Origin of the sequence: Pseudomonas sp. B20 (assembly GCF_020515755.1) — a bacterium.
Classification (GTDB): domain Bacteria; phylum Pseudomonadota; class Gammaproteobacteria; order Pseudomonadales; family Pseudomonadaceae; genus Aquipseudomonas; species Aquipseudomonas syringae.
On record NZ_JAHPJG010000001.1, the window covers coordinates 485,154 to 508,731 of the forward strand.

General features: G+C 59.2%; 22 protein-coding genes. 10 read left to right on the forward strand and 12 right to left on the reverse strand.

Annotated elements, in window-relative coordinates:
- Positions 1-112: 112 nt before the first annotated feature.
- Positions 113-3,025 carry a ribonucleoside-diphosphate reductase subunit alpha gene (locus tag LIX91_RS02100; RefSeq protein ID WP_003418215.1) on the reverse strand — a complete coding sequence of 971 codons (2,913 nt, stop codon included), beginning with the start codon at positions 3,023-3,025 and terminating at the stop codon, positions 113-115.
- 708 nt (positions 3,026-3,733) lie between these two features.
- Between LIX91_RS02100 and LIX91_RS02105 the strand changes: the two genes are divergently transcribed.
- The 3 genes from LIX91_RS02105 to fhuF are packed head-to-tail and all read left to right on the forward strand — an operon-like array spanning position 3,734 to position 6,796.
- A complete protein-coding gene (locus tag LIX91_RS02105; protein WP_226487910.1) occupies positions 3,734-4,477 on the forward strand; it encodes a response regulator in 744 nt (247 codons plus the stop codon).
- A 4-nt stretch (positions 4,478-4,481) separates the two neighbouring features.
- Positions 4,482-6,092 carry an ATP-binding protein gene (locus LIX91_RS02110; protein ID WP_103696753.1) on the forward strand — a complete coding sequence of 537 codons (1,611 nt, stop codon included), beginning with the start codon at positions 4,482-4,484 and terminating at the stop codon, positions 6,090-6,092.
- Positions 6,050-6,796: a siderophore-iron reductase FhuF gene (gene fhuF, locus LIX91_RS02115; RefSeq protein ID WP_103696752.1), complete on the forward strand. Its 747-nt coding sequence runs from the start codon at positions 6,050-6,052 to the stop codon at positions 6,794-6,796. Before LIX91_RS02110 ends, fhuF begins: the two co-directional genes overlap by 43 nt.
- Here fhuF and LIX91_RS02120 read toward each other — a convergent pair whose 3' ends face one another.
- The gene (locus tag LIX91_RS02120) at positions 6,797-7,522 is read right to left on the reverse strand and encodes a 4'-phosphopantetheinyl transferase (protein ID WP_202950180.1); all 726 of its coding nucleotides are present in this window, start codon (positions 7,520-7,522) and stop codon (positions 6,797-6,799) included. It abuts the gene before it with no gap.
- Between the two features lie 278 nt (positions 7,523-7,800).
- Here LIX91_RS02120 and LIX91_RS02125 point away from each other — a divergent pair, with 278 nt between their 5' ends.
- Entirely contained in the window at positions 7,801-8,334 is a 534-nt protein-coding gene (locus tag LIX91_RS02125) for an REP-associated tyrosine transposase (RefSeq protein ID WP_226487911.1), read from the forward strand.
- Between the two features lie 114 nt (positions 8,335-8,448).
- On the opposite strand, the gene LIX91_RS02130 is transcribed toward LIX91_RS02125, so the two are convergent.
- Entirely contained in the window at positions 8,449-9,237 is a 789-nt protein-coding gene (locus tag LIX91_RS02130) for a dienelactone hydrolase family protein (protein ID WP_226487912.1), read from the reverse strand.
- 173 nt (positions 9,238-9,410) lie between these two features.
- Here LIX91_RS02130 and LIX91_RS02135 point away from each other — a divergent pair, with 173 nt between their 5' ends.
- From LIX91_RS02135 to LIX91_RS02145, 3 genes are read left to right on the forward strand one after another with little or no spacing between them, the layout of a single operon-like run.
- Complete coding sequence (locus tag LIX91_RS02135; RefSeq protein WP_003363261.1) at positions 9,411-9,761, forward strand: hypothetical protein; 351 nt, start codon at positions 9,411-9,413, stop codon at positions 9,759-9,761.
- Between the two features lie 27 nt (positions 9,762-9,788).
- Positions 9,789-10,466, forward strand: a complete 678-nt coding sequence (locus LIX91_RS02140; protein WP_003407750.1) for a response regulator — start codon at positions 9,789-9,791, stop codon at positions 10,464-10,466.
- Complete coding sequence (locus LIX91_RS02145; RefSeq protein WP_004416732.1) at positions 10,463-11,809, forward strand: ATP-binding protein; 1,347 nt, start codon at positions 10,463-10,465, stop codon at positions 11,807-11,809. The genes LIX91_RS02140 and LIX91_RS02145 overlap by 4 nt, the downstream gene beginning before the upstream one ends.
- A gap of 102 nt (positions 11,810-11,911) precedes the next feature.
- On the opposite strand, the gene LIX91_RS02150 is transcribed toward LIX91_RS02145, so the two are convergent.
- Both LIX91_RS02150 and LIX91_RS02155 read right to left on the reverse strand, forming a co-directional pair.
- Entirely contained in the window at positions 11,912-12,634 is a 723-nt protein-coding gene (locus LIX91_RS02150; protein ID WP_103696750.1) for a hypothetical protein, read from the reverse strand.
- A complete protein-coding gene (locus LIX91_RS02155) occupies positions 12,628-13,653 on the reverse strand; it encodes a hypothetical protein (RefSeq protein WP_226487913.1) in 1,026 nt (341 codons plus the stop codon). Before LIX91_RS02155 ends, LIX91_RS02150 begins: the two co-directional genes overlap by 7 nt.
- A 685-nt stretch (positions 13,654-14,338) precedes the next feature.
- Between LIX91_RS02155 and LIX91_RS02160 the strand changes: the two genes are divergently transcribed.
- Entirely contained in the window at positions 14,339-15,691 is a 1,353-nt protein-coding gene (locus LIX91_RS02160) for a dicarboxylate/amino acid:cation symporter (protein ID WP_100073549.1), read from the forward strand.
- 66 nt (positions 15,692-15,757) lie between these two features.
- Here LIX91_RS02160 and LIX91_RS02165 read toward each other — a convergent pair whose 3' ends face one another.
- On the reverse strand, positions 15,758-16,252 hold the full coding sequence (locus LIX91_RS02165; RefSeq protein WP_003314586.1) for a SprT family zinc-dependent metalloprotease: 495 nt from the start codon (positions 16,250-16,252) through the stop codon (positions 15,758-15,760).
- Between the two features lie 194 nt (positions 16,253-16,446).
- On the opposite strand from LIX91_RS02165, the gene ttcA reads away from it, so the two are divergent.
- Positions 16,447-17,271, forward strand: coding sequence for a tRNA 2-thiocytidine(32) synthetase TtcA (ttcA, locus tag LIX91_RS02170; RefSeq protein WP_046270442.1), 825 nt, complete (start codon positions 16,447-16,449; stop codon positions 17,269-17,271).
- A 6-nt stretch (positions 17,272-17,277) separates the two neighbouring features.
- On the opposite strand, the gene LIX91_RS02175 is transcribed toward ttcA, so the two are convergent.
- The 3 genes from LIX91_RS02175 to arsC all read right to left on the reverse strand — a co-directional run bounded on the left by LIX91_RS02175 (position 17,278) and on the right by arsC (position 19,004).
- Positions 17,278-17,949, reverse strand: a complete 672-nt coding sequence (locus tag LIX91_RS02175; RefSeq protein WP_003314590.1) for a DNA-3-methyladenine glycosylase I — start codon at positions 17,947-17,949, stop codon at positions 17,278-17,280.
- Between the two features lie 99 nt (positions 17,950-18,048).
- Entirely contained in the window at positions 18,049-18,654 is a 606-nt protein-coding gene (gene wrbA, locus LIX91_RS02180; protein WP_103696747.1) for an NAD(P)H:quinone oxidoreductase, read from the reverse strand.
- Positions 18,651-19,004, reverse strand: a complete 354-nt coding sequence (gene arsC, locus LIX91_RS02185) for an arsenate reductase (glutaredoxin) (RefSeq protein ID WP_226487914.1) — start codon at positions 19,002-19,004, stop codon at positions 18,651-18,653. The genes wrbA and arsC overlap by 4 nt, the downstream gene beginning before the upstream one ends.
- 129 nt (positions 19,005-19,133) lie before the next feature.
- Between arsC and LIX91_RS02190 the strand changes: the two genes are divergently transcribed.
- Entirely contained in the window at positions 19,134-19,601 is a 468-nt protein-coding gene (locus tag LIX91_RS02190; RefSeq protein WP_004416738.1) for a TlpA disulfide reductase family protein, read from the forward strand.
- A gap of 170 nt (positions 19,602-19,771) precedes the next feature.
- On the opposite strand, the gene LIX91_RS02195 is transcribed toward LIX91_RS02190, so the two are convergent.
- The 3 genes from LIX91_RS02195 to LIX91_RS02205 all read right to left on the reverse strand — a co-directional run bounded on the left by LIX91_RS02195 (position 19,772) and on the right by LIX91_RS02205 (position 23,447).
- Positions 19,772-20,179 (reverse strand): META domain-containing protein, encoded by a 408-nt coding sequence (locus LIX91_RS02195; RefSeq protein ID WP_003314594.1) that lies wholly within the window; start codon positions 20,177-20,179, stop codon positions 19,772-19,774.
- Entirely contained in the window at positions 20,176-20,613 is a 438-nt protein-coding gene (locus LIX91_RS02200; RefSeq protein ID WP_003314595.1) for a hypothetical protein, read from the reverse strand. The genes LIX91_RS02195 and LIX91_RS02200 overlap by 4 nt, the downstream gene beginning before the upstream one ends.
- 80 nt (positions 20,614-20,693) lie before the next feature.
- Positions 20,694-23,447 (reverse strand): response regulator, encoded by a 2,754-nt coding sequence (locus LIX91_RS02205; RefSeq protein WP_004411261.1) that lies wholly within the window; start codon positions 23,445-23,447, stop codon positions 20,694-20,696.
- Between the last annotated feature and the right edge of the window lie 131 nt (positions 23,448-23,578).

Consider the following 23,578-nt stretch of genomic DNA (forward strand, 5'->3'; position numbering starts at 1 on the left):
AGGCCTTTGGGTCAGGAGGCGGGCGGTAAGGGTAGGTTTCCCTTACCGGCCTCTTCGCGAGCAAGCTCGCTCCCACAGTTCTAAACGCGCTGTGGGGGCGAGGTGGGTTGCCTTACTGGCAAGCCTCACAATCCGGCTCGTCGATTGCGCAAGCCTTTGGCACTGGGGCCGGGCCGGCCGGTGCTGCTTCGGTTGGACGCGGGGCGGTGATCGCCGAGTCGTCCGGGCCGTGGCCGCCGCTCGATACTGCGTTGAGCTTGCCGGTGTTGACGGTGGACTTCTCGGTGCTGGTCGCGGCCAGGGCACGGAGGTAGTAAGTGGTTTTCAGACCACGGTACCAAGCCATGCGGTAGGTCACGTCCAGCTTCTTGCCCGAAGCGCCAGCGATGTACAGGTTCAGCGACTGAGCCTGGTCGATCCACTTCTGACGACGGCTTGCTGCGTCGACGATCCACTTGGTGTCCACTTCGAAGGCCGTCGCGTAAAGCTCCTTGAGCTCCTGCGGGATGCGCTCGATCTGCTGCACCGAACCGTCGTAGTACTTCAGGTCGTTGATCATGACCGAGTCCCACAGGCCGCGGGCCTTGAGGTCGCGAACCAGGTACGGGTTGATCACGGTGAATTCGCCGGACAGGTTCGATTTCACGTAGAGGTTCTGATAGGTCGGTTCGATCGACTGCGACACGCCAGTGATGTTGGCGATGGTGGCGGTCGGTGCGATGGCCATGATGTTCGAGTTACGGATACCTTTCTGCACACGGGCACGTACCGGCGCCCAGTCCAGGGTTTCCTTCAGGTCGACGCTGATGTACTTCTCGCCACGCTGCTCGATCAGGATCTGTTGCGAATCCAGCGGCAGGATGCCTTTGGACCACAGCGAACCCTGGAACGTCTCGTAGGCACCGCGCTCGTCGGCCAGGTCGCAGGACGCCTGGATCGCGTAGTAGCTGACCGCTTCCATGGAAGTATCGGCGAACTGCACGGCAGCATCGGAGCCGTACGGGATGTGTTGCAGGTACAGCGCGTCCTGGAAGCCCATGATGCCCAGGCCGACCGGACGGTGGCGCAGGTTGGAGTTCTTGGCCTGCGGTACCGAGTAGTAGTTGATGTCGATCACGTTATCGAGCATGCGTACCGCTACATCGACGGTGCGCTTGAGCTTGTCGGTGTCCAGCTTGCCGTCGACGATGTGGTTCGGCAGGTTGATCGAGCCCAGGTTGCAGACCGCGATCTCGTCCTTGTTGGTGTTCAGGGTGATCTCGGTGCACAGGTTCGAGCTGTGAACCACGCCCACGTGCTGCTGCGGGCTGCGCAGGTTGCACGGGTCCTTGAAGGTCAGCCAAGGGTGGCCGGTTTCGAACAGCATCGAGAGCATCTTGCGCCACAGATCCTTGGCCTGGATGGTCTTGAACAGTTTGATCTTGCCTGGGTATTCGGTCAGCGCTTCGTAGTACTCGTAACGCTCCTGGAAGGCCTTGCCGGTCAGGTCGTGCAGGTCCGGTACTTCGGAGGGCGAGAACAGGGTCCACGGGCCGTCGTCGAAGACGCGCTTCATGAACAGGTCAGGGATCCAGTTGGCGGTGTTCATGTCGTGGGTACGACGACGGTCATCACCGGTGTTCTTGCGCAGCTCGATGAACTCTTCGATGTCCATGTGCCAGGTTTCCAGGTAGGCACAGACAGCGCCCTTGCGCTTGCCGCCCTGGTTGACCGCAACGGCGGTGTCGTTGACCACTTTCAGGAACGGTACGACGCCTTGCGACTTGCCGTTGGTGCCCTTGATGTACGAGCCCAGCGCACGAACCGGCGTCCAGTCGTTGCCCAGACCGCCTGCGAATTTGGACAGCATGGCGTTGTCGTGGATAGCGTGGTAAATGCCCGACAGGTCATCCGGCACGGTGGTCAGGTAGCAGCTGGACAGCTGTGGACGCAGGGTGCCGGCGTTGAACAGGGTCGGGGTCGACGACATGTAGTCGAACGACGACAGCAGGTTGTAGAACTCGATGGCGCGGTCTTCACGGGCTTTCTCTTCGATTGCCAGGCCCATGGCCACGCGCATGAAGAAGATCTGCGGCAGTTCGAAACGCACGCCATCCTTGTGGATGAAGTAACGGTCGTACAGGGTTTGCAGGCCCAGGTAGGTGAACTGCTGGTCGCGCTCGTGGTTGATCGCCTTGCCGAGTTTTTCGAGGTCGAATTCGGCCAGCACAGGGTTCAGCAGTTCGAACTTGATACCGGCGGTGACGTAGGCAGGCAGCGCCTTGGCGTACAGGTCGGCCATTTCGTGGTGGGTGGCGCTGTCGGCGACACCGAGGAAACCCAGGCCTTCGGCGCGCAGGGTGTCCATCAGCAGGCGGGCGGTGACGAACGAGTAGTTCGGCTCGCGCTCGACCAGGGTGCGGGCGGTCATCACCAACGCGGTGTTGACGTCTTTCAGCGCGACGCCGTCGTACAGGTTTTTCAGGGTTTCGGTCTGGATCAGGTCGGCGTCGACTTCCGCCAGGCCTTCGCACGCTTCGGTGACGATGGTGTTCAGACGACCCATGTCCAGCGGCGCAAAGCTGCCGTCGGCGCGGGTGATTCGGATCGACGGGTGAGCCTGGACCTGCTCTTCGGGGGCGCGAACGGCACGCTCCTTGGCGCGCGAGTCACGGTAGATGACGTAGTCGCGAGCTACTTTCTGCTCGCCGGCACGCATCAGCGCCAGTTCGACCTGATCCTGGATTTCTTCGATGTGGATGGTGCCGCCCGAAGGCATGCGACGCTTGAACGTCGCGCTGACCTGTTCGGTCAGGCGGGCAACGGTGTCATGGATGCGCGACGAGGCAGCAGCATTGCCGCCTTCAACTGCAAGAAACGCCTTGGTGATGGCAACGGTGATCTTGTCGTCCGTGTAGGGAACGACAGTACCGTTACGCTTGATCACGCGCAGTTGACCGGGGGCAGTGGCAGACAGATCCTGCTGGGTCTGGCTTGCCTGCGGCGCGCCGGTCGGCGAGTTCTCGCGAGTTGTGTCTGTTTGCATGTGTGACTCCACGTTCTTTAAGTTTGTTCGGGCATTGCTGCCCACCATTTCGTTTAGAGCAGTCAGTCGCAAGAGGCGACCAAAGGGCTCCAAAACGAAGGTGAAAGCGGGGTCTGTCGCCGCTTCCAGGTTTTGAAGCCAAAAAGGACCGGGCTATGCCCGATCCTTCGAAAATCTGATCAAGAGTGCGTGTTCGATGTTGCAAAACGTGTATGGGATGGCTCTGGCTCATGCGCGAGCGTCTTGGTGCCTAAACTGGCCTGAAGTTCAACCCCTAAGACGCAACAAAAATGCTTGAATTTCCCATTTGAGTTGTGCTGGCGTTTTTATTCAAAACCCCACATGTAGGGTGTGCCTCGTCGCTGGGCTACAAGATAATGCGTTTTGGACATGAATTGCAACGCACCGCTTGTGGATAAAGTGTGTGTAGTTTGTGTATGAATCGCACACCGTGCGTGTAGGCCGCATAACTACTGGATCGTGACCGTTTGTCACCGATTTTTGTAGGCACTGGCGATGTACTGATGATTTTTGAGGGCGCGAACCCTATCACAAAAAAACGCCGCTGCAAGGCCGTTCTGGCATGTCATGTGCTATGCCGCGTGCGGTGGCGTGTGATCCGCGCAAGGGTTGCTACACTGGCCTGCGACGTGGTGCCGCAACCCCTGCGTTGCAAAAACAGAAAGCGGTCGATAACGACAAGGAAAGATGGCTGTGGAACCACACACCTGGCACGTGCTGATCGTCGAGGATGATCAGCGACTGGCCGAACTGACCAGCGACTACCTGCAGAACCACGGCATGCGCGTGAGCATCGAAGGCGACGGCGCGCTGGCGGCGGCGCGGATCATCGCCGAGCAGCCGGATCTGGTGATTCTCGACCTGATGCTGCCCGGCGAGGACGGTTTCAGCATCTGCCGCAGCGTGCGTGAGCGTTACGACGGACCGATTCTGATGCTCACCGCGCGCACCGATGACACCGACCATATAGAAGGACTCGACACCGGCGCCGACGATTTCGTCTGCAAACCGGTGCATCCGCGCGTGCTGCTGGCGCGTATCAAAGCCTTGCTGCGCCGCAGTGAAGCGCCGCAGGTTCCGGCTGCCGAGCTGCGCCGTCTGGTGTTCGGCCCGTTGGTGGTGGACAACGCACTGCGTGAGGCCTGGCTGCGCGAGCAGAGCATCGAGCTGACCGGTGCCGAGTTCGACCTGCTGTGGCTGCTGGTGGCCAACGCCGGGCGCACGCTGTCCCGCGAAGAGATCTTCACCGCGTTGCGCGGCGTGGGGTACGACGGGCAGGATCGCTCCATCGATGTGCGTATCTCGCGTATCCGCCCGAAAATCGGCGACGACCCCATTCATCCGCGTCTGATCAAGACCGTGCGTAGCAAGGGCTATCTGTTTGTGCCCGAAGCCGCGCAGGACATGAGCGGCCACGTGTTCAGCGGCTGACCTGATGAATTCGATCTTTCTGCGCATCTACGGTGGCGTGCTGGGCGTGTTGGTGCTGGTCGCGCTGCTCGGCGTGCTGGCCCTGCATGTGCTCAACCAGTCGCGCGGCGAGCAGTACCGCGAGCGCCTGGCTCACGGCACCTTTACGATCATGGCCGACAATCTGGTGCCGCTCGATGGCATCGAACGGCGCCGCGCCCTGGCGATCTGGGAGCGCCTGCTGGGCATTCCCCTGAGCCTGCAAACCCTTGAGCAGGCTCACCTGGACAGCAGCGCACTGGGCCAACTGGCGCGCGGCAAGGTGGTGGTCGAACAGATCGGGCCGCACGCTGCCAGGGTTTATCGTCAGTTGAGCGACAAGGAGCCGCTGTTGCTGACCGGCGAAGTGCAGCAGATCACCGAACAATTGGCGCGGGCCACTATTTACCTGCTGATCGATGAACTGGTGCGCTTTCCGGTCGACGAGCAACCGGCGCGCCTGCAGGCCCTGCGCAGCGACAAGGGGTTCGGTTTCGACCTGCACCTGCTGGCGCTGGATCAGGCGGATCTGGACGATGACCAGCGCCGCCGCGTCTATGAAGGCGATACGGTCATGGCGCTGGGCAAGGGCGGCGATTCGATCCGCGTGCTGGCCGGGATCGTCGACACCAACTGGGTGCTGGAAATCGGCCCGCTGTACCAGATGAACCCTTATCCGCTGCATTGGCTGCTGCTGATCGCCTTGATGGGGCTGTGTCTGATCGGTCTGGTGGTGTACTTGCTGGTGCGGCGTCTGGAGCGACGGGTGCTGGAGCTGGAAGCGGCGGCCACGCAGATTGCCCAGGGCAGTCTGCAAACCCGCGTGCCGACCGAGGGCTCCGACTCGGTGGGGCGTGTGGCAGCGGCGTTCAACAGCATGGCCGAACACCTGCAGCGCTCATTGATGATCCAGCGCGAACTGGTGCGCGCGGTGTCCCACGAACTGCGCACGCCGGTGGCGCGTCTGCGTTTCGGTCTGGAGATGGTCAGCGACGCCGCGACTCCCGAGGCGCGGCGCAAATACATGATCGGCATGGACAGCGATATTCAGGACCTCGACAAGCTGGTCGATGAGATGCTCACCTATGCGCGTCTTGAGCAAGGCGCGCCTAACCTGAATTTCCAGCGTGTCGATCTGGATGCGCTGATTGATCAGGTGATCGCCGAACTGGCGCCATTGCGCGCCGACGTAAGGGTTTCGCGGGGCGAATGCCTGAGGGCCGAAGAGGGCGAGGCTGCCTGGGTCGAGGGCGAGCCGCGCTACCTGCATCGCGCCGTGCAGAACCTGGTGAGCAATGCGCTGCGCCATGCCGACAACGAGGTGCGCATCAGTTATCGGCTGGAGACGCAGCAGTGCCGTATCGACGTGGACGACGATGGTCCTGGCGTTCCGGAGCAGGCATGGGAACAGATTTTCACGCCGTTCATGCGCATCGATGACAGCCGCACCCGAGCCTCGGGCGGGCATGGGCTGGGTTTGTCGATCGTGCGGCGGATCATCCATTGGCATGAAGGCCGCGCGCTGATCGGGCATAGCGTCAGCCTGGGCGGGGCGTGCTTCAGCCTGACCTGGCCGCGCACGCAGGTGCCGCGTTGAGCTTGCCGTTGTTTGCCGGGCCATTTGCGCGGTTCGGGCGGACCTTGCTGACGACGGATGATGCACGCCCGGTAGTGATGTTGCCTGATCTGCTGCGCCCCGAGCGTCTTGATCAGATGCTGCTGAGTGTTTACGGGCCGCAGCTGATGCCTGATCAATTGCCGGTGCTGGTGTCACAATGGGCCAAGTTTTACTTCATGCAACTGATTCCGCCGGTGCTGGTCGCCAGCCTGGTGCATGACTGGCATTGGCCGTTGCAGCTTGAGCAGGTGGCGCTGGCGCTGGATGAGCGCGGCGTGCCGAGCGGCGTCAGGCTGGCGGGGGAGGGACGCGTCTGGCGGGGTATGCCGGTTGATCCGTTTCAGCGCTTTGCCGGATTGCTCGATGACAATCTGCAGCCCTTCATTACTTCTCTGAGCGCTTATGGCGGACTGCCGGCTGCTGTGTTGTGGAGCAGCGCCGGGGATTATCTGGAAGGCTGCCTTGCGCAACTGACCACCTGCAGTGATGTGTCGCTGGCTGCGGGGCTGGCGCTGTTAAGCGAGAAGAAAAGACCGGACGGGCACGCTAATCCTCTGTTTCAGGCCGTGCGTTATGTGCCGCAGGCGCAGGGCGGTGAACCACGCAGGCAGCGGCGTGTGTGCTGCCTGAGTCATCGGGTCGAGTGGGTTGGGCGTTGCGAGCATTGTCCGCTGCCCGGCTGATCAACCTTCGACGGCGACCAGGCTCAACAGGTGATCGTCCTGCACACTGAACTGACCGTCCAGCTCCTTGCCCGCATGCCACTCGCTGGACAGGTCGATCAGCAGTTGTAGTCGGGCGCGGCCGTCGGCGGACCATTCCAGCAGTTGCGCGTCTTCGAAGTAGAAGCGCTTGTGCACGATGGGGTAGAGCGCCTTGAACAGCGCTTCCTTGATCGAAAAGGTCAGGGTCACGCGCAGTGCGATCTGATCTTCCGGACCCGCCGCCATCTCTGCCAGCTCGGCCGCTGTCAGAATTTCCCCGGCCAGCCGCGAGGCGCGGTCGTGGCTCAGCAGGTTTTCCGTGTCCAGCCCCAACCCGCGCCACTGTTGCTTGTGCGCAACCACGGCAGCCGCCCAGCCGGTGCTGTGAGTGATCGAACCACAGACATCAGCAGGCCAGATCGGCGCACGGTCTTCGCCCACTGCTGGAACATGCAGGCGGCCATCCAGCTGACGCATGGCTTCGCGGGCGCAGAGACGACCGGCGAGGAATTCAGTCTGGCGCTTGGCAACCGAACGCTGAATGCTCGCCGGCATTTGCAGCTCACAACGCTGAAAGTCGCCGTCGACCAGCTTGAGCGGATCAAAATGCCCACTCACCAGTACCGCCCCCGGCAAGGCTTGCGGCAACGGCCAATGCCGGATCAGTTCCGGGCAGCAGGTGGGTAGTTGGGATAGTCGAGTCATGTGCGGCATTTTGCCGGGGGAATGGGTTGGAGGGAAGGGCACTAGCAGTAACTATCGTGCCGATGCTACAGCGCGCGGAACGCTAACCTATCGTGCGGATGCTACAGCGTGCGGAACGATAACCTCGACTATCGTGCGACGCTCTGCGTCGCATGCCTTTCCGGACGCTCTGCGTCCTCTTGCCGGTGCAGGGCAAAAAACTCGTCACACTTTCATCATTCCGTACTTACCAAGCAGCGATGTACCTTTCGCGCCTCTGATGATTCAAGGATGAACACATGGGCCGGAGTCGATACACCATCACCGAACCTGAAAAACCTCACTTCCTGACCTGCACAGTGGTGGAATGGCTACCGCTTTTTACCCGGCCTGTTCTGGTAGACATTCTGTTCAACGCCTGGCGCTATCAACAGGCTCATCAAGGCCTGCAGCTCTTCGGGTATGTCGTTCTGGAAAACCATTTGCACTTCGTCGCCCAAGCACCCGCCTTGGGCAAATGTGTGAACAGTTTCAAGTCTTTTACGGCCCGACAGATAATCGAAGCACTCGAGAACGCCAAGGCCCAGAGCACGTTGGAGCGCCTGCGGTTCGTCAAGCGCTTGCACAAGAGTGACAGGGTTTATCAGGTCTGGCAGGAAGGAGCTCATGCCGAGCTTGTGTGGAATGAAAAGGTTATGCGGCAGAAGCTCGATTACATTCACCACAACCCGGTAAAGAGAGGTTATGTGGACGTCGGTGGGCATTGGAGATACTCCAGCGCTCGTGATTATGAGGGGCAGCGCGGTTTGATCGATATTCAGCGCTGGTATTGACGCATAACGTGCGGAACGATGATCTCAACTATCGTGCGGCGCTCTGCGTCGCATGCCTTTCTGGACGCTCCGCGTCCTCCCAGACTCGGGTGGACGCGTAGTGTCAGCTATCGCTCAACCAAATATCTTCTTGAAAAACACCTTCATGTCCGCCCAGGAGCTCTCATCGGCGGCCTTGTCGTAGCCGATGTCCGGGCCGCCGTGTTCGCCGTGGCTGAGGCGGTCGGCGTCGGGGTTGGTGAAGCCGTGTTTGGCGCCGTCGATGCTGACGAATTTGTAGTCGGCCTTGGCGTCGTCCATTTCCTTCTTGAACGCGGTGACGTTTTCAGGGGTGACCATGCTGTCCTTGGCGCCGTGTTCGACCAGCATTGGCACCTTGATGCCCGGTTTTGCAGGAGTGTTGGTGACCAGTGCGCCGTGGAAACTCACCACGCCCAGCAGCGGTTCACCGCGGCGTGCTGCGTCGAGCACGATCTTGCCGCCGAAGCAGTAACCGATAGCAGCGATCTTTTTCGGATCGGTTTGTGGCTGCTTCTTCAATTGCTCCAGCCCGGCGTCAAAACGCTTGTTGGCGGCATCGCTGTCCTTCAGCGCGGCCTGCATGAAGGCCATCGCGTCTTTCGGGTGCTCGGTGTTCTTGCCTTCGCCGTACATGTCGATGGCCATCGCGCTGTAGCCCAGCGCAGCCAGGTCGCGGGCGCGGCGCTTGGCGTAATCGTTCAGGCCCCACCATTCGTGAACCACCAGGACGCCAGGGCGCGGGCCTTTTACAGCGTCGTCGTAAGCGTAATAGCCCACCAGCTTGGTGCCGTCGGCACTTTTATAATCGATCTGCTCGGTCTTGATCGCCGACTGGGCGAGGCCGGTCAGACCCATCATGATCATTGCAATCCACACACGCATGGTCAGCTCCTTGTTGATGTTTTGAAGTCGCAAACAACCATAGCCGATTCTGCTGCACAGGGTGTGGATGACTGTTCAGCGCCGGTTCATGCAGTGTTCAGTCGGGGTTCAGCCCGGCGCGATTACTGTTGGCCCATACCTTGACAGCGTCCCCGAGCGCAAAAGGAGTTGATATGTTGAATCTCAACAAGTTTTTCCTGGCCCTGGCTTTTCTGGGCGGCAGTGCTGCGGTGCAGGCGGGTGATGGTCGGCTTGACGTGGCCCGTATCGAATTCAGCAAGACCAGCGAAAGGCTTGACGATACCAACAGTTGGGGACACGCGCTCGGGGAGCAGGCGCATTCCAATGTCTCGGCGGGGACGCTTTATTCGCCACCGGTTTACGGCAGCCTGACGGGCACTCACAATGGTGCGCCTGTCAGCCGCGAAATCCTGCTGGGCAGCTATGATGTGACACAACACGTGCCCGTCAGCGCCCGCCTGTTGAGTACTGATGCGACGATGTCGTTTCATTCTTTGTCTTGAGGCTGCGATTGTGCCTGGGAGAGCTGCATGAAGTTGTTGGTAGTTGAGGATGAAGCGCTGCTGCGCCACCACCTGCGAACCCGTCTGACCGAAGCCGGGCATGTGGTGGAGGCGGTGGCCAACGCTGAAGAGGCGTTGTATCAGGTCGCGCAGTTCAATCACGACCTGGCGGTGATCGACCTGGGCCTGCCGGGCATCGGCGGCCTGGACCTGATTCGCCAGTTGCGCACATTGGGCAAGGCCTTTCCGATCCTGATCCTGACCGCGCGCGGTAACTGGCAGGACAAGGTCGAAGGGCTGGCGGCCGGGGCTGACGACTACGTGGTCAAACCCTTCCAGTTCGAAGAGCTGGAGGCACGGCTGAACGCCTTGTTACGGCGTTCCAGCGGCTTCATCCAGTCAACAATAACGGCTGGCCCGCTGTTGCTGGACCTCAATCGCAAGCACGCCGCCCTGGCCGAGCAGCCCTTGGCGCTGACGGCCTACGAATACCGCATTCTTGAGTACCTGATGCTCCATCACCAGCAAGTGGTGCCCAAGGAGCGTCTGATGGAGCAGTTGTACCCCGATGACGACGAGCGCGACCCGAACGTGATCGAAGTGCTGGTCGGTCGTCTGCGTCGCAAACTGGACAGCAGCGTGGCCTTCAAACCTATCGAAACCGTGCGCGGCATGGGCTATCTGTTCAATGAGCGCTGTACGTGATTCGTTCGCTTCGCCTGCGCCTGATGCTGGGCGCCGCCACGCTGGCGGTGATCTTCATGCTGCTGATGCTGCCTGCACTGCAGGGGGCGTTCAGCCTAGCGCTACGCGGAGCGATCGAGCAACGCCTGGCCTCTGATGTCACCACCATGATTTCGGCGGCTCGCGTCGAAAACGACCATCTGTTAATGCCCTCGGTATTGCCGGGCGAACAATTCAATCTGCCCGGCAGCCGTCTGCTGGGCTACATCTATAACCGCCAGGGGCAGATGGTCTGGCGCTCGTTGTCGACCGAAGGCGAGAACATCGACTACCGCCCGCAATATGACGGGCAGGGCAGCGAGTTCACCAAGATCAAGGAAATCAATGGCGATGAGTATTTCGTCTATGACGTCGAGATCCGGTTGCTCGGCGGGCGCAATGCCGCATTCAGTATCGTTGCCGTGCAACCGTTGCGCGGCTATCAGGAAACCATCGACGGTCTGCGCCGCAAGCTTTATCTGGGCTTTGGCGCAGCACTGGCGGTGCTGCTCGGGTTGCTGTGGATGGGCCTGACCTGGGGGCTGCGGGCCCTGCGCGGCTTGAGCCAGGAACTGGATCAGGTGGAATCCGGTGTGCGCGACAGCCTCAGCGAAGAACACCCCAGCGAACTGCTGCGCCTGACCGACTCCCTCAACCGCCTGCTACGCAGCGAGCGTGAGCAGCGGATCCGTTACCGCGACTCTCTGGACGACCTGGCGCATAGCCTGAAAACCCCGCTGGCGGTCTTGCAGGGCGTAAGCGAGAACATCGCCAAGCGCCCCGAGGATGTCGAGCAGGCGTGGGTGCTGCAATCGCAGATCGAGCGCATGAGCCAGCAGATCGGCTATCAACTGCAACGGGCCAGCCTGCGCAAGAGCGGTCTGGTGCGGCATCACGTGATGCTGCGACCCGTGGTCGAAAGCCTGTGCAACACGCTGGACAAGGTGTATCGCGACAAACAGGTCAAGGCCACGCTGGACCTGCCCGAGCACTGTCAGGTGCATATGGAAGAGGGCGCGTTGCTGGAAATGCTCGGCAACCTGCTGGAAAACGCCTATCGGCTGTGCCTGAGTGAAGTGCGCGTCAGCTTCACGCGCTCGACGACCGGCGATGAACTGTGCGTCGAAGACGACGGCCCCGGCGTCCCGCAGAGCCAGCGTGCGCGCATTCTCGAGCGCGGCGAACGGCTGGACCGCCAGAACCCCGGGCAAGGCATCGGCCTCGCGGTGGTCAAGGACATCATCGAAAGCTACGGCGCGCAACTGACGCTGGGCGATTCCCCAATGGGGGGCGCGGCGTTCAGGATTCATTTTCTGGCGCAGTGAGGGCAGGAGCGCGTCAAGAATCTCGCCCGACGTTTCAATTTTCTGAAGTTAAGCTCCGCGTTTGTCATCACTGAACCGATGATAATCATCACCAATTGCGTATCAGTTGCCTGGCTTCTTACGATGGGAAGCCAGCCATTTAAATAGTCGACTTAGCCACCACTTGCTACGTGCTTCGCGAATCTCTTCAATGTTTGCGAACGTGTAAGGCGCATTATTTTTTTCTTTCTGCATGAGTACGATCAAACCGCGTATGGCGAATCGGTAATGAAACATCAGATACAGTGTTAGTACTATTGAGGCGAAGCCGACTAAAAGGCCTGTGCTGGCCGCTCCGAACGTTTTGAGAATGATGCTGGAAATCAGTGTGGTCACGCCAGCTATTATTCCGCTTTGTACATTGTAGCTAGTGTGCTCTGTGATGACTCTACCATTGTGGGTCTTGAAAGGAAGTGCTTCATGGTTGAAGCGGCTTTTGACGATTATCAGGAACCCAATCAGCACAAGCAATAAAGGAAGGCACGCCCAGAGCGCTGCAGTGAAGGTATCTTGATGGAAATCATTTTTTGATACGGTGTAAGTACTTCCGACGCTTATAATGGTAAATGTTAGCAGTATGACGGCATAAAACTGCGCAGCAAAAGCAGAGAAGCGCTCGTTGACATAAATCAAAAACAGCGTGCGACCCAGAAATACAAAGAGAGAGCCCACTGCAAGCCACAGCAGAAAGGGGGATTTGGATGACAGAATAAATATAAAGAAATAAAGTAAAATAGTATTGGCGTAAAGTACTTTTCTGATTGAGCTGGGTTGTGTATCTACCATGCTGCTGCTCTCCACTGCTTTAAACGCTCCGCGATAGATTTGTCCCAGCCGGAGTCTCCCATAAAGTACTGCGCCGCCAATCCGGCTATTAGCCCGGCACCAATGATTACTACAAGTGGTGCGCTTGCTCCTATCATGACAGTGGCTATATATCCAGCGCCGAAGGCTGCGAGATTAGTAGGTTGCGTGTCTGCGGACTTATCTAAGAACTCCCCCATAGAGCTTGAACTTGTGGCATCCATGTAGGCTTGGGGGCCTACAGCCAAAGCAAATCCTATTATGTTACCACCGATAAGTTTTGGGACTCCTCGGGCTCCTTCCGAATTTAGTCGTGCAGAAGAGTTTAAAGCTTTTGCAGTACCTGTGGTCGGGATATGTACAGCCTGACCCGCATTGGCACCAAATATTCTATACCTGATCGCTTCTGCTGTTAGAGGTACTTCCAAATGAAGCATTCCGTTGATTCTTATAATCTTGAATCTGCCTTTGAACTTTTTGTTAACTTTGCTGAAGTTCTCTGAGCCTTTGGTTTTCGCCCAGGCATTCAGTTTTTTTTGTAGTCCGGACGGAAGGTCCATTAAGTCCGAAACTTTTTTCGTCTTTGAGGCCGCGGAAATCATTCCGCCTACACTGGCAGCTGTACCAGGTAGGTTGCTGGAGGAAAATAATAACGGTCCAACTACAGGAATGCTCATCGCTTCTTTTTGAAGATTCGCTAATGCCTCAGCTGAAATATCCAATCCGGTTCGCAGATTTGCAATAATATCTCTCAAGAAAAGGGCTGATGACTTCGATTCTGTTTCATTCAGATTGGCGTCTGGATCCTTTAGCTCATTGATAAGGACCATTGCAGCGCTGACATCGTCAATAGCGTAGTAGCCACCAAACGTCATGAGAGCGGAGGTTCGCGGAGTCGGCTGCTCGCTGGGAAAGGACTTTTGTCCTTGGCCAAGCAGACCTGCTTGGCTGCTGGGCCCTCGTAACATTGCTGCAGTACGAGGTAAAAGCCTTTCATCCATGTACGTCACTCCTTGTGCTGTGAAATTTATGATTTAAGGATTTCACAAAAGCTTGCATCAGTAATTCGAGATCTCGCAGGCGTGGTGGCAATTTGCCGTGCGAGTGCGTCAGGATTGGTTTGGCTGACGATATGAACTCCTTTGGAGTTCATAATTAAGACATCGCAACACGCATCAAGGGTGCCCCATTTTTTTAAAATAATGAAGAGACTAGGGCAATGATTTTTGAGCGAAAGCGTTTACGGGTGCGAGATTCAAGGTCAGACAAAGGTGTGGGAAGGCCGCTTATTCTGGCGCAGTGACCGCTTAAACCGCTTCGACCTGCGACATTTTAGTAATGCGCTACATTTGATACGCGTACTCAAACGGGAGTTTGATCAAGCGACGCGCAGAAAGGGCTTCGTCAGGCGGCGGATACCCGCCACTGTGTGCCTGTTTTTCCCATCATACGGCGGAAAACCGCCACCTCTCCTGTCGGATCCCGGCTACCGTTACCAGTGCGCGCCTTATACTGCGGGGTTTTGATATCAAAATGACTCCATGGCACGCGTATTGCTATCTATATGGCAGAGACCTGCCTTGCGCAGCTCGACAAAACAAATCCCTCCAGTGCAGGAGGGTTAGCGCTTTATAGGCTCGCGCGCATCAGGTGAAGATGCCGACGACGCCCTTGAGGAAAACTGCAATGACGACTCGTCAGCCCATCTACAAATCCCTCTATTTTCAGGTAATCGTAGCGATTGTCATCGGTATCCTGATCGGTCACTTCTACCCGGACACCGGCAAGGCGTTAAAACCGCTGGGTGACGGGTTCATCAAACTGATCAAGATGGTCATTGCTCCGATCATCTTCTGTACCGTCGTCAGTGGTATCGCTGGCATGCAGAGCATGAAGTCGGTCGGCAAGACTGGCGGCTACGCGCTGCTGTACTTCGAAGTTGTTTCGACCATTGCCCTGCTGATCGGTCTTATCGTGGTCAACGTTGTTCAGCCGGGTGCCGGCATGAACATCGACGTCAGCACGCTCGACGCTTCGAAGATCGCCGCCTACGTCACGGCCGGTCAGGACCAGAGCATCGTCGGCTTTATCCTTAACGTGATTCCGAACACCATCGTCGGCGCGTTTGCCAACGGCGATATCCTGCAAGTGCTGATGTTCTCGGTGATCTTCGGCTTCGCGCTGCATCGCCTGGGTGCCTACGGCAAGCCGGTTCTGGACTTCATCGATCGCTTCGCCCACGTGATGTTCAACATCATCAACATGATCATGAAGCTGGCGCCGCTGGGTGCGTTCGGTGCCATGGCCTTCACTATCGGCGCCTACGGCGTCAGCTCGCTGGTGCAGTTGGGTCAGTTGATGATCTGCTTCTACATCACCTGCGTTCTGTTCGTCGTGTTTGTGCTGGGCGCTATCGCCCGCGCTCACGGCTTCAGCATCTTCAAGCTGATTCGCTACATCCGTGAAGAGCTGTTGATTGTACTGGGTACTTCTTCTTCGGAATCGGCCCTGCCGCGCATGCTGATCAAGATGGAGCGCCTGGGTGCCAAGAAGTCTGTGGTCGGTCTGGTTATCCCGACGGGCTACTCGTTCAACCTGGACGGTACCTCGATCTACCTGACCATGGCCGCCGTGTTCATCGCTCAGGCAACCAACACGCACATGGACATCACGCACCAGATCACCCTGTTGCTGGTGCTGCTGCTGTCCTCCAAAGGTGCTGCTGGCGTAACCGGTAGCGGCTTCATCGTACTGGCTGCGACCCTGTCGGCCGTGGGGCACCTGCCGGTTGCCGGTCTGGCGCTGATTCTGGGTATCGACCGCTTCATGTCCGAAGCCCGCGCCCTGACCAATCTGGTCGGTAACGCTGTTGCTACCGTTGTGGTTGCCAAGTGGGTCGGCGAGCTGGACACCGACAAGCTGCAGTCCGAGCTGACTTCCGGTGGCTCCGCCATTCTGGAAACCCGCCCTGAAGACGACCTCGGCGTTGCCGAAGGCCCGACTCCAGGCGCTGCGGTGAACACCACCAAGACTGTCTGATACCCTTCAGGCCATAAAAAACCCATCTTCGGATGGGTTTTTTTATGCCTGCCGTTTATCGGAGGACTATTCCGTGCGCGTCTCGCCGCTGAACACCAGAGGCTCGCGGCAGCGACGGCACAGGTAGCGCCGTCCCTTGCGAACCATGCCGTGACGCTGCGCGGTGAACGGAAAGTCGCTGTCCGGGCACGGACAGCGGTAGATGTAACGGATCACGCTACGCCGTTTGACCGCATAGGTATGGCAGCGATTGGGCGGCAGCTCATAGACGCCGCGCATGATCAATTGCCATTCTTCGCCGTGCGGCTGAATGCTGCCACCGAACAACTGATGGGCGATCAGGTGCGCGACTTCGTGGGGCACGGTCTGGCGCAGGAAGTCTTCGGCGTTTTCCTTGTAGAGCTGTGGGTTGAAGCGCAACAGGTTTTCATGCAGATGAGCCACACCGGCCTTCTGACCGCGCAACTGGAAACTGACCACCGGGCGTTTGAAGGTGCGCTTGAAGAAGGCTTCGGCTTGTTGGTAACAGGTTTCGACGCGAGAATTGAGTTGTTCGGGCATGCTTTAGGGTTCTCCAGTGCGCCAAGTATGCCGCAATGTGGCTAAGCTCTGAACAGGCCAGCTGCCCGGTGGTCATTTTTGATCCAGTGTGGTCGCCTGTCTGAACAGTACAGGCGCAGCATATTTAACCAATGGTCGGTTACGGGTAAAATGTCCGGCTTTTCTCAAGCTATCGTCAGCGGATATTTCCATAAATGGGCACCCTTTCAGTCAATCAGAACAAACTGCAGAAACGTCTGCGTCGGCTGGCCGGCGAAGCGGTTGCCGACTTCAACATGATCGAAGAGGGTGACAAGGTCATGGTCTGCCTGTCCGGCGGCAAGGACAGTTACACCATGCTCGATGTGTTGATGCACCTGCAGAAGGTCGCGCCGATCAAGTTCGACATCGTGGCAGTCAACATGGACCAGAAGCAGCCCGGCTTCCCTGAGCACGTGCTGCCTGCCTACTTGAAAGAACTGGGTATCGAGTACCACATCGTCGAGAAAGACACGTACTCAGTGGTCAAGGAATTGATCCCGGAAGGCAAGACCACCTGCTCGCTCTGTTCACGGCTGCGTCGCGGCACGCTTTACACTTTCGCTGACGAGATCGGTGCCACCAAGATGGCGCTCGGTCACCATCGCGACGACATCGTCGAGACATTCTTTCTCAACATGTTCTTCAATGGCTCGCTCAAGGCCATGCCGCCCAAGCTGCGTGCCGATGATGGCCGTAACGTGGTGATTCGTCCGTTGGCGTACTGCCATGAAAAGGACATTCAGGCCTACTCGGACCTCAAGCAGTTTCCGATCATCCCGTGCAACCTGTGCGGCTCGCAGGAGAACCTGCAGCGTCAGGTGGTCAAGGAAATGCTGCAGGACTGGGAGCGCAAGACGCCAGGCCGGACGGAGAGCATCTTTCGCGCCTTGCAGAACGTGCAGCCCTCGCAGTTGGCCGACCGCAACCTGTTCGATTTCAGCAACCTGCGCATCGACGAAACCGCTGCGTCGCGGTTCGTCAATGTGGTCAATATCTGACGGCACTCAGTGGTTGACGGTGAACGCCAGCATGGCTGACAGCTGGCACATCGGCCGACCGCTTTCTGCGTGCCACTGGTTGAAGACGTCCTGCACGATCGCCTGATCGCGTTTGCTGCTCGGCACACGGTCGACGATATCCTGCGCGTTCAGGGCGGCCACCACATCCCAGGTCGGAATGAAGGTGTCCTTGCCGATCATGCGCAGAAAGCGCGGCGCTGACAGGCCGCCCATCTGGTTGCCGTGTTTGGCGATGTACTGCCACAGGCCAGTGATGTTATCGACCGGCCATTCGGCGATGAATTTGCCGAAACTGCCATGCTCCTGCTCGATGTCCAGAATCAGTTGCGCATTGCGCGGCACGCTCTTGAGCTTGCCCAGATGACGAATGATGCGCGCGTCCTGCATCAGCCGTTCCAGGTGATCGGCGCCCATCAGCACGACTTTCTCCGGGTCGAAGCGAAAAAACACTTCTTCGAACGCTGGCCACTTGGCGTCTACCAGGCTGTGTTTCAGGCCTGCGCGGAAAACCCGCAGGGCCATGGTCGACAGGTAGCGGTCGGCGCTGATGGCTTGCAGTTGCCTGGGTGTCTTGGGGGAGGGTAGATGAGCTTCCAGAGCTTTGGCGGAGCCGAATCGATTCAGGCAATACTCGTTCAGCCATTTGTAGTCGTGCATCGGTTCTCCAAAGAAATTCAACAGGCAGGACAAGGGTTCAGACCGACCCTTGCCCTGCAAGTTTACGATTTAACTGAAAGCATCCGGCGCTCTGCCGATTCAGCTGCGCGGCGCGTCCAGTTGCATCGCGGTCCTGGCCAGACGCTGGCCCAGGGCGCGGCACAGGTCGGTTTCATGACGGTCCAGCGCGCGCTTGCCGTCGGCACCGGCGTGATGGCTGGGACCGTAGGGCGTACCACCCCCGGTGGTTTCCAGCAGCGCCGATTCGCTGTAGGGCAGGCCCATGATCAGCATGCCGTGGTGCAGCAGGGGCAGCAGCATCGACATCAGCGTGGTTTCCTGACCACCGTGCAGGCTGGCAGTGGAGGTAAAGACGCCAGCGGGTTTACCGACCAGTGCGCCGGTCAGCCACAGGTTGCTGGTGCCGTCGAGGAAATATTTCAGCGGCGCGGCCATGTTGCCGAAGCGCGTCGGGCTGCCCAGCGCCAGGCCGGAGCAGTTTTTCAGGTCGTCGAGGGTCGCGTACAGCGCACCGCTTTCCGGAATCTCGGGGGCGGTCGCTTCGCAGTCGGCGGAAACGGCAGGTACGGTGCGCAGCCGTGCTTCCATGCCGCCCAGTTCGATGCCGCGGGCAACCTGCCGGGCCATTTCGCTGGTGGAGCCGTTGCGGCTGTAATAGAGGACCAGAATGTAGGGTGTGCTCACGGCAGCAGCTCCAGAATGTTCTCGGGTGGGCGGCCAATGACAGCCTTGTCGCCAGCGACCAGAATCGGCCGTTCGATGAGTTTGGGGTGAGCGGCCATGGCGGCGATCAGTTGCTCGTCGCTCAGGCTCGGGTCGGCCAGATTGAGTCGCTTGTAATCGTCCTCGCCGGTACGCAGCAGTTGCCGGGCGCCGATGCCCAGCTTGCCGAGCAGGTCGCGCACACGGTTGGCGTCGGGCGGGGTTTCCAGGTACAGGACGATGTCCGGCGTCAGGCCGCGGGCCTGAAGCAGTTCCAGCGCGCCGCGGGACTTGCTGCAGCGCGGGTTGTGATACAGCGTCAGATCGGTCATTTGCACGTCGCATCTTGTGTGGGGTGGCGTATTCTAACCAGCGATGGCACTGTCCGACATATCGAATGGTCAATAGTCGTGGCTTGGGTATAAGTAATTGCAGGTTGAACGGGGCGAGGAAACAAGCAAATGGCAAGGCGATTAACAGCAGCGGTAATACTTTTCGGCAGTTTGCTGCTCAGCGGATGTGGCGTGGACCTGGGCAATGATCAGAATGGCCAGAAGGTCGCCAGCGAGCGCATCAAGGGGCACTGGCTAGTGGTCAACTACTGGGCCGAATGGTGTGGCCCTTGCCGTACCGAGGTTCCGGAGTTCAATGCATTGTCCGAGCAGCTCAAGGACCAGAAAGTCACCGTGCTGGGGGTCAACTTCGACAACCTGCAGGGCGACGAACTGAAAAGCGCTGCCAATGCACTGGGCATCAAATTCACCGTGCTCGCTCAGGACCCAGCCGAGCAATACAGCCTGCCGCCCTCCGAGGCACTGCCGGTGACCTACATCATCGACGACAAGGGCAAGATGCGCGAACAACTGCTCGGCGAACAATCAGCCGCGACCGTGATCCAGAAGCTCAAGACACTGCGTGGCGAGGGCTGATCGGATCGATTTTCGACGCTTGGCGTAGCAACGAGGACGCGGAGCGTCCAGAACGGCATGCGACGCGGAGCGTCGCACGATAGTGATCGTTCCCTGCGCTCCAGCGTGGGAATGCAGTTCTAGACGCTCTGCGTCGCAAGTTACGCTGAGCTTCGGCACGATAGTTACAATCAGCTATCTTCCAGCCAGAAACGCAACGGCTTGCCCTGCGTTGGCCACAGACGCAACTGCTCGATGGGCGAGATATCCCAGCGCTGAACACTGCTCATCGCCTTGATAAAACGTTGCTCCTGCTCCATCAACGCCGGCGCACACATCTTGCGCGTCTTGCCCACCGGACCGAAACTGATGCTGTGATCGTTCAGCGTATAGGGCGCAAACCAATGGTTGCAGCCCGCATTGCCATACGCACGGCCATCGGCACCCAGCGTCATGGTCAAACGACTGTTATCGATCAACGGACGCTCGCCGATCCACTCGGTTACATAGCTGTGATCCTGCTGGATCGGCAGCGGGTCAGCAGTACAACCAACCAGCAGCGCGCCGCCGATCAGGCTCAGGAGCGCAAACTGTTTCATGCCGCTTTCTCCTGGCACTTCTTGCAGAAGTGCTTCTCGCCATCGGTTTTCCAGCCCAGCTCCGCGATGCGCGCGGTAGCGGCCGGTTTCTGCGCCTTGACGCCCAGCTTGCTCTCTACCATGAACTCGAAGTTCAGTTCGGCGGCGCAGCTGTCGCAATTCACTTTCCACTGATGAATCGCCAACTCGTCGAATACCGGGCCTTTGGCCACCGCAATCCACTGGCCGGGCGGGTTGATCAGGTGCCGGACTTTCTCGACGGTGAGGCGCATGTGCAGGCTTTTACTGCCTTTGATGGTCACCAACAACTGGTCGTTGTCGTGAATCGAGCCGCCGTTGCCGGTGACCTGATAGCGGCCGGGTGCCAGCGTGCGGCATTCGGTCAGCGTGTGCTGAGGGTTAAGCATGCTGTAGCGAAAATCGTGTTCGACCATGGGTCCTCCAAAATTGCGCGCATCCTAACATGCTCCGCCCACGCTGGAGCGTCAGGCACGAAAGGTGTCTCGCTGCACGCTCAAGCCATGACCCGCGCCTCGGCTTCCAGGCGAATGATGGCCTTGTCCAGATCGTTGAGGGCCTCTTCGGTGTGCGGAGCGTTTTGCTTGAGCAGGGTTTCGGCGCGCTGGCAGGCACTGCGCAGCTGTGGAACGCCGCAATACCGCGTTGCGCCGTGCAGGCGGTGGATGCGCTCGATCAAGGCGTGTACATCCTGATTGGCACGCGCCACACGAATGGCTTCGCGGTCGGCGTCCAAGGAGGCCAGCAGCATGGCCAGCATGTCGGCGGCAAGATCCGCCTTGCCCGCCGCCAGGCGCAATCCTTCTTCATGATCCAGCACCAGCGGCCCGACGTGCACCTCAAGCGCTTCATTCTGGCGTTCCGGCGCAGGGTTGCGCAGCGCCAGCCCGGTCCACTTGAGCACCACCTGCGCCAGTTGCCGTTCGCTGATCGGCTTGGTCAGGTAGTCGTCCATACCGCTTTGCAGCAGTGAGCGCTTTTCATTGGCCATCGCATGCGCGGTGAGGGCCACGATCGGCAGCGAACTCTGGTTGCGTTCGGCTTCCCAGGCGCGGATCGCCTCGGTGGCCTGACGACCGTCCATGCCGGGCATCTGCACGTCCATCAACACCAGGTCGAACGCTTCCTGCTGCACGGCGTTGACCGCTGCATAGCCGCCCTCGACAGCGACCACTTCAGCGCCCATGTCTTCGAGCAGGGTCTGTACCAGCAGCAGGTTGGCCGGGTTGTCGTCCACGCACAGCACTCGCGGTGCGCGGCTCGACAGTGGCGGGCCGATATCGGCACGCACCGCTCGCGGCGCGATCAGCTCGGACAGGGCTTTTTGCAGTTTGCGGGTGCAGGCGGGCTTGGCCTGCAGTTGCGTGTAGACATCGTGGACCGCCAGCTGGAACAGCGCGTGTTCGGTGGTCGGGCACAGTACCATGACCTTGCAGTTGAGGTTTTCCAGGTCCCAGATGTGCTGGCGCAGCCGTTCCGGAGAGATTTCCAGCGCCGTCACGCCAAGTACCGCCAGATCGATGGCCGCAGGCGTCTCATGCGCTGCGGTCACGCCGTTGAGCAGGTTTTCCAGGTTGTTGAACACGATGGTCTGCAGACCGCAGTCTTCCAGCTGATGCTCCAGCGCCTGGCGCGCCAGGTCATGATGTTCAAGCACTGCGGCGCGCAGGCCTCCGAGCGGAATATTGAGTGATTCTTCCTTGTCTTCACGGGCCTTGGGCAGTTTCAGGCTGATCCAGAATTCCGAACCTTCGCCCGGCGTGCTGTCGACACCGATTTCGCCGCCCATCTGTTCGATAAGGCGTTTGGAGATCACCAGCCCCAGCCCGGTACCGCCCGGTTGACGCGAAAGCGAATTGTCGGCCTGGCTGAAGGCCTGGAACAGTGCCCGCACATCCTGACTGGACAGGCCGATCCCGGTGTCCTGCACGCTGATGCGCAGTTGCGCGTGCTCTTCGGTTTCGTCCTCGAGCATGGCGCGCGCGACGATCGTGCCTTCGCGGGTGAACTTGATCGCGTTGCTGACCAGATTGGTCAGGATCTGCCGCAGACGCAGCGGATCGCCGGACAGCGCCAGTGGCGTATCGCGGTACACCAGACTGACCAGCTCCAGCTGTTTGGCGTGCGCCGCCGGGGCGAGAATGGTCAAGGTGTCCTGCAACAGGTCGCGCAGGTTGAACGGAATATTGTCGAGCACCAGCTTGCCGGCCTCGATCTTCGAGAAGTCGAGAATCTCGTTGATGATGCTCAGCAGGTTGTCGGCGGACTTCTCGATGGTGCCCAGGTAGTCGAACTGGCGCGGGGTCAGCTCGCTTTTCTGCAGCAAATGGGTGAAGCCCAGAATGCCATTGAGCGGCGTGCGGATTTCATGGCTCATGTTGGCCAGGAATTCGGACTTGATCCGGCTTGCTTCAAGCGCTTCCTTGCGTGCCAGGTCGAGTTCGATGTTCTGGATTTCGATGGTCTCCAGATTCTGCCGGACATCCTCGGTTGCCTGATCGATGCTCAGTTGCAGTTCTTCCTGCGCGTTCTGCAGCGTCGCCGCCATGCGGTTGATGCCCGACGCCAGCTCGTCCAGCTCCCGGCTGCCCAGCGGTGGCAGACGGGTTTCCAGATTGCCGTCCTTGAGTTGCGACACGGCCTGCTTGATCTGGCTCATCGGCCCGTTGATGGTGCGGCTCATGCGTACCGCGAGGGTCGCGGTAAACGCCAGCCCGGTCAGGATCAGCAGCAGGCTGGCAAACAGGCTTCGGTAACCGCGCAGCAGCGTGCCGTTATGGGAGATTTCAAGCTCGACCCAGCCCAGCAGGGTATCGGCCTCGGCAGGAATGATCGGGCTGGTCAGGTGGCGTTGACTGCCGAAGACCGGCAGCAGGTAGCGCGTGGCATCGGTACCGGTCGAGCTGAGCAACTGCGAGCCGCTGCCAATCGGCGACGGGCTGATCATGGTCGGCCCGGCGTGGGCCAGTTCCGTGCGATCGGTGTCGAGAAACGATACGGCGCGTACGTCGGTCTGCTCCAGCGTCTGGGTGGCAATGCGACTGAGCAGCACTTTGTCCTTGCGCCCCAGTGCATTGGCGGCAAGCGGCGCCAGATCCTGGGCGATCATTTCGCCGCGTTGCAGCAACTGGCTTTGCAGTTCGCTCAACTGCATCCAGGTGAAATAACCACCGAGCATCGCCGCCATCAGGCTGGCAGGCAGAATAGTCAGTAGCAGCACACGGCCTTTTATACCCAGCTTGGTCAGCACGCTCTTCCTCCGGCAATACGTATCAGTCCGTCGATATCAGGCATCGGCTGCCTTGCTGTATCGGCACAAGGGGATGAGTTTAGCTATTTACCGTCGGCATGGGCACCTAACTCTCTGCGCAGGGCAGGGCG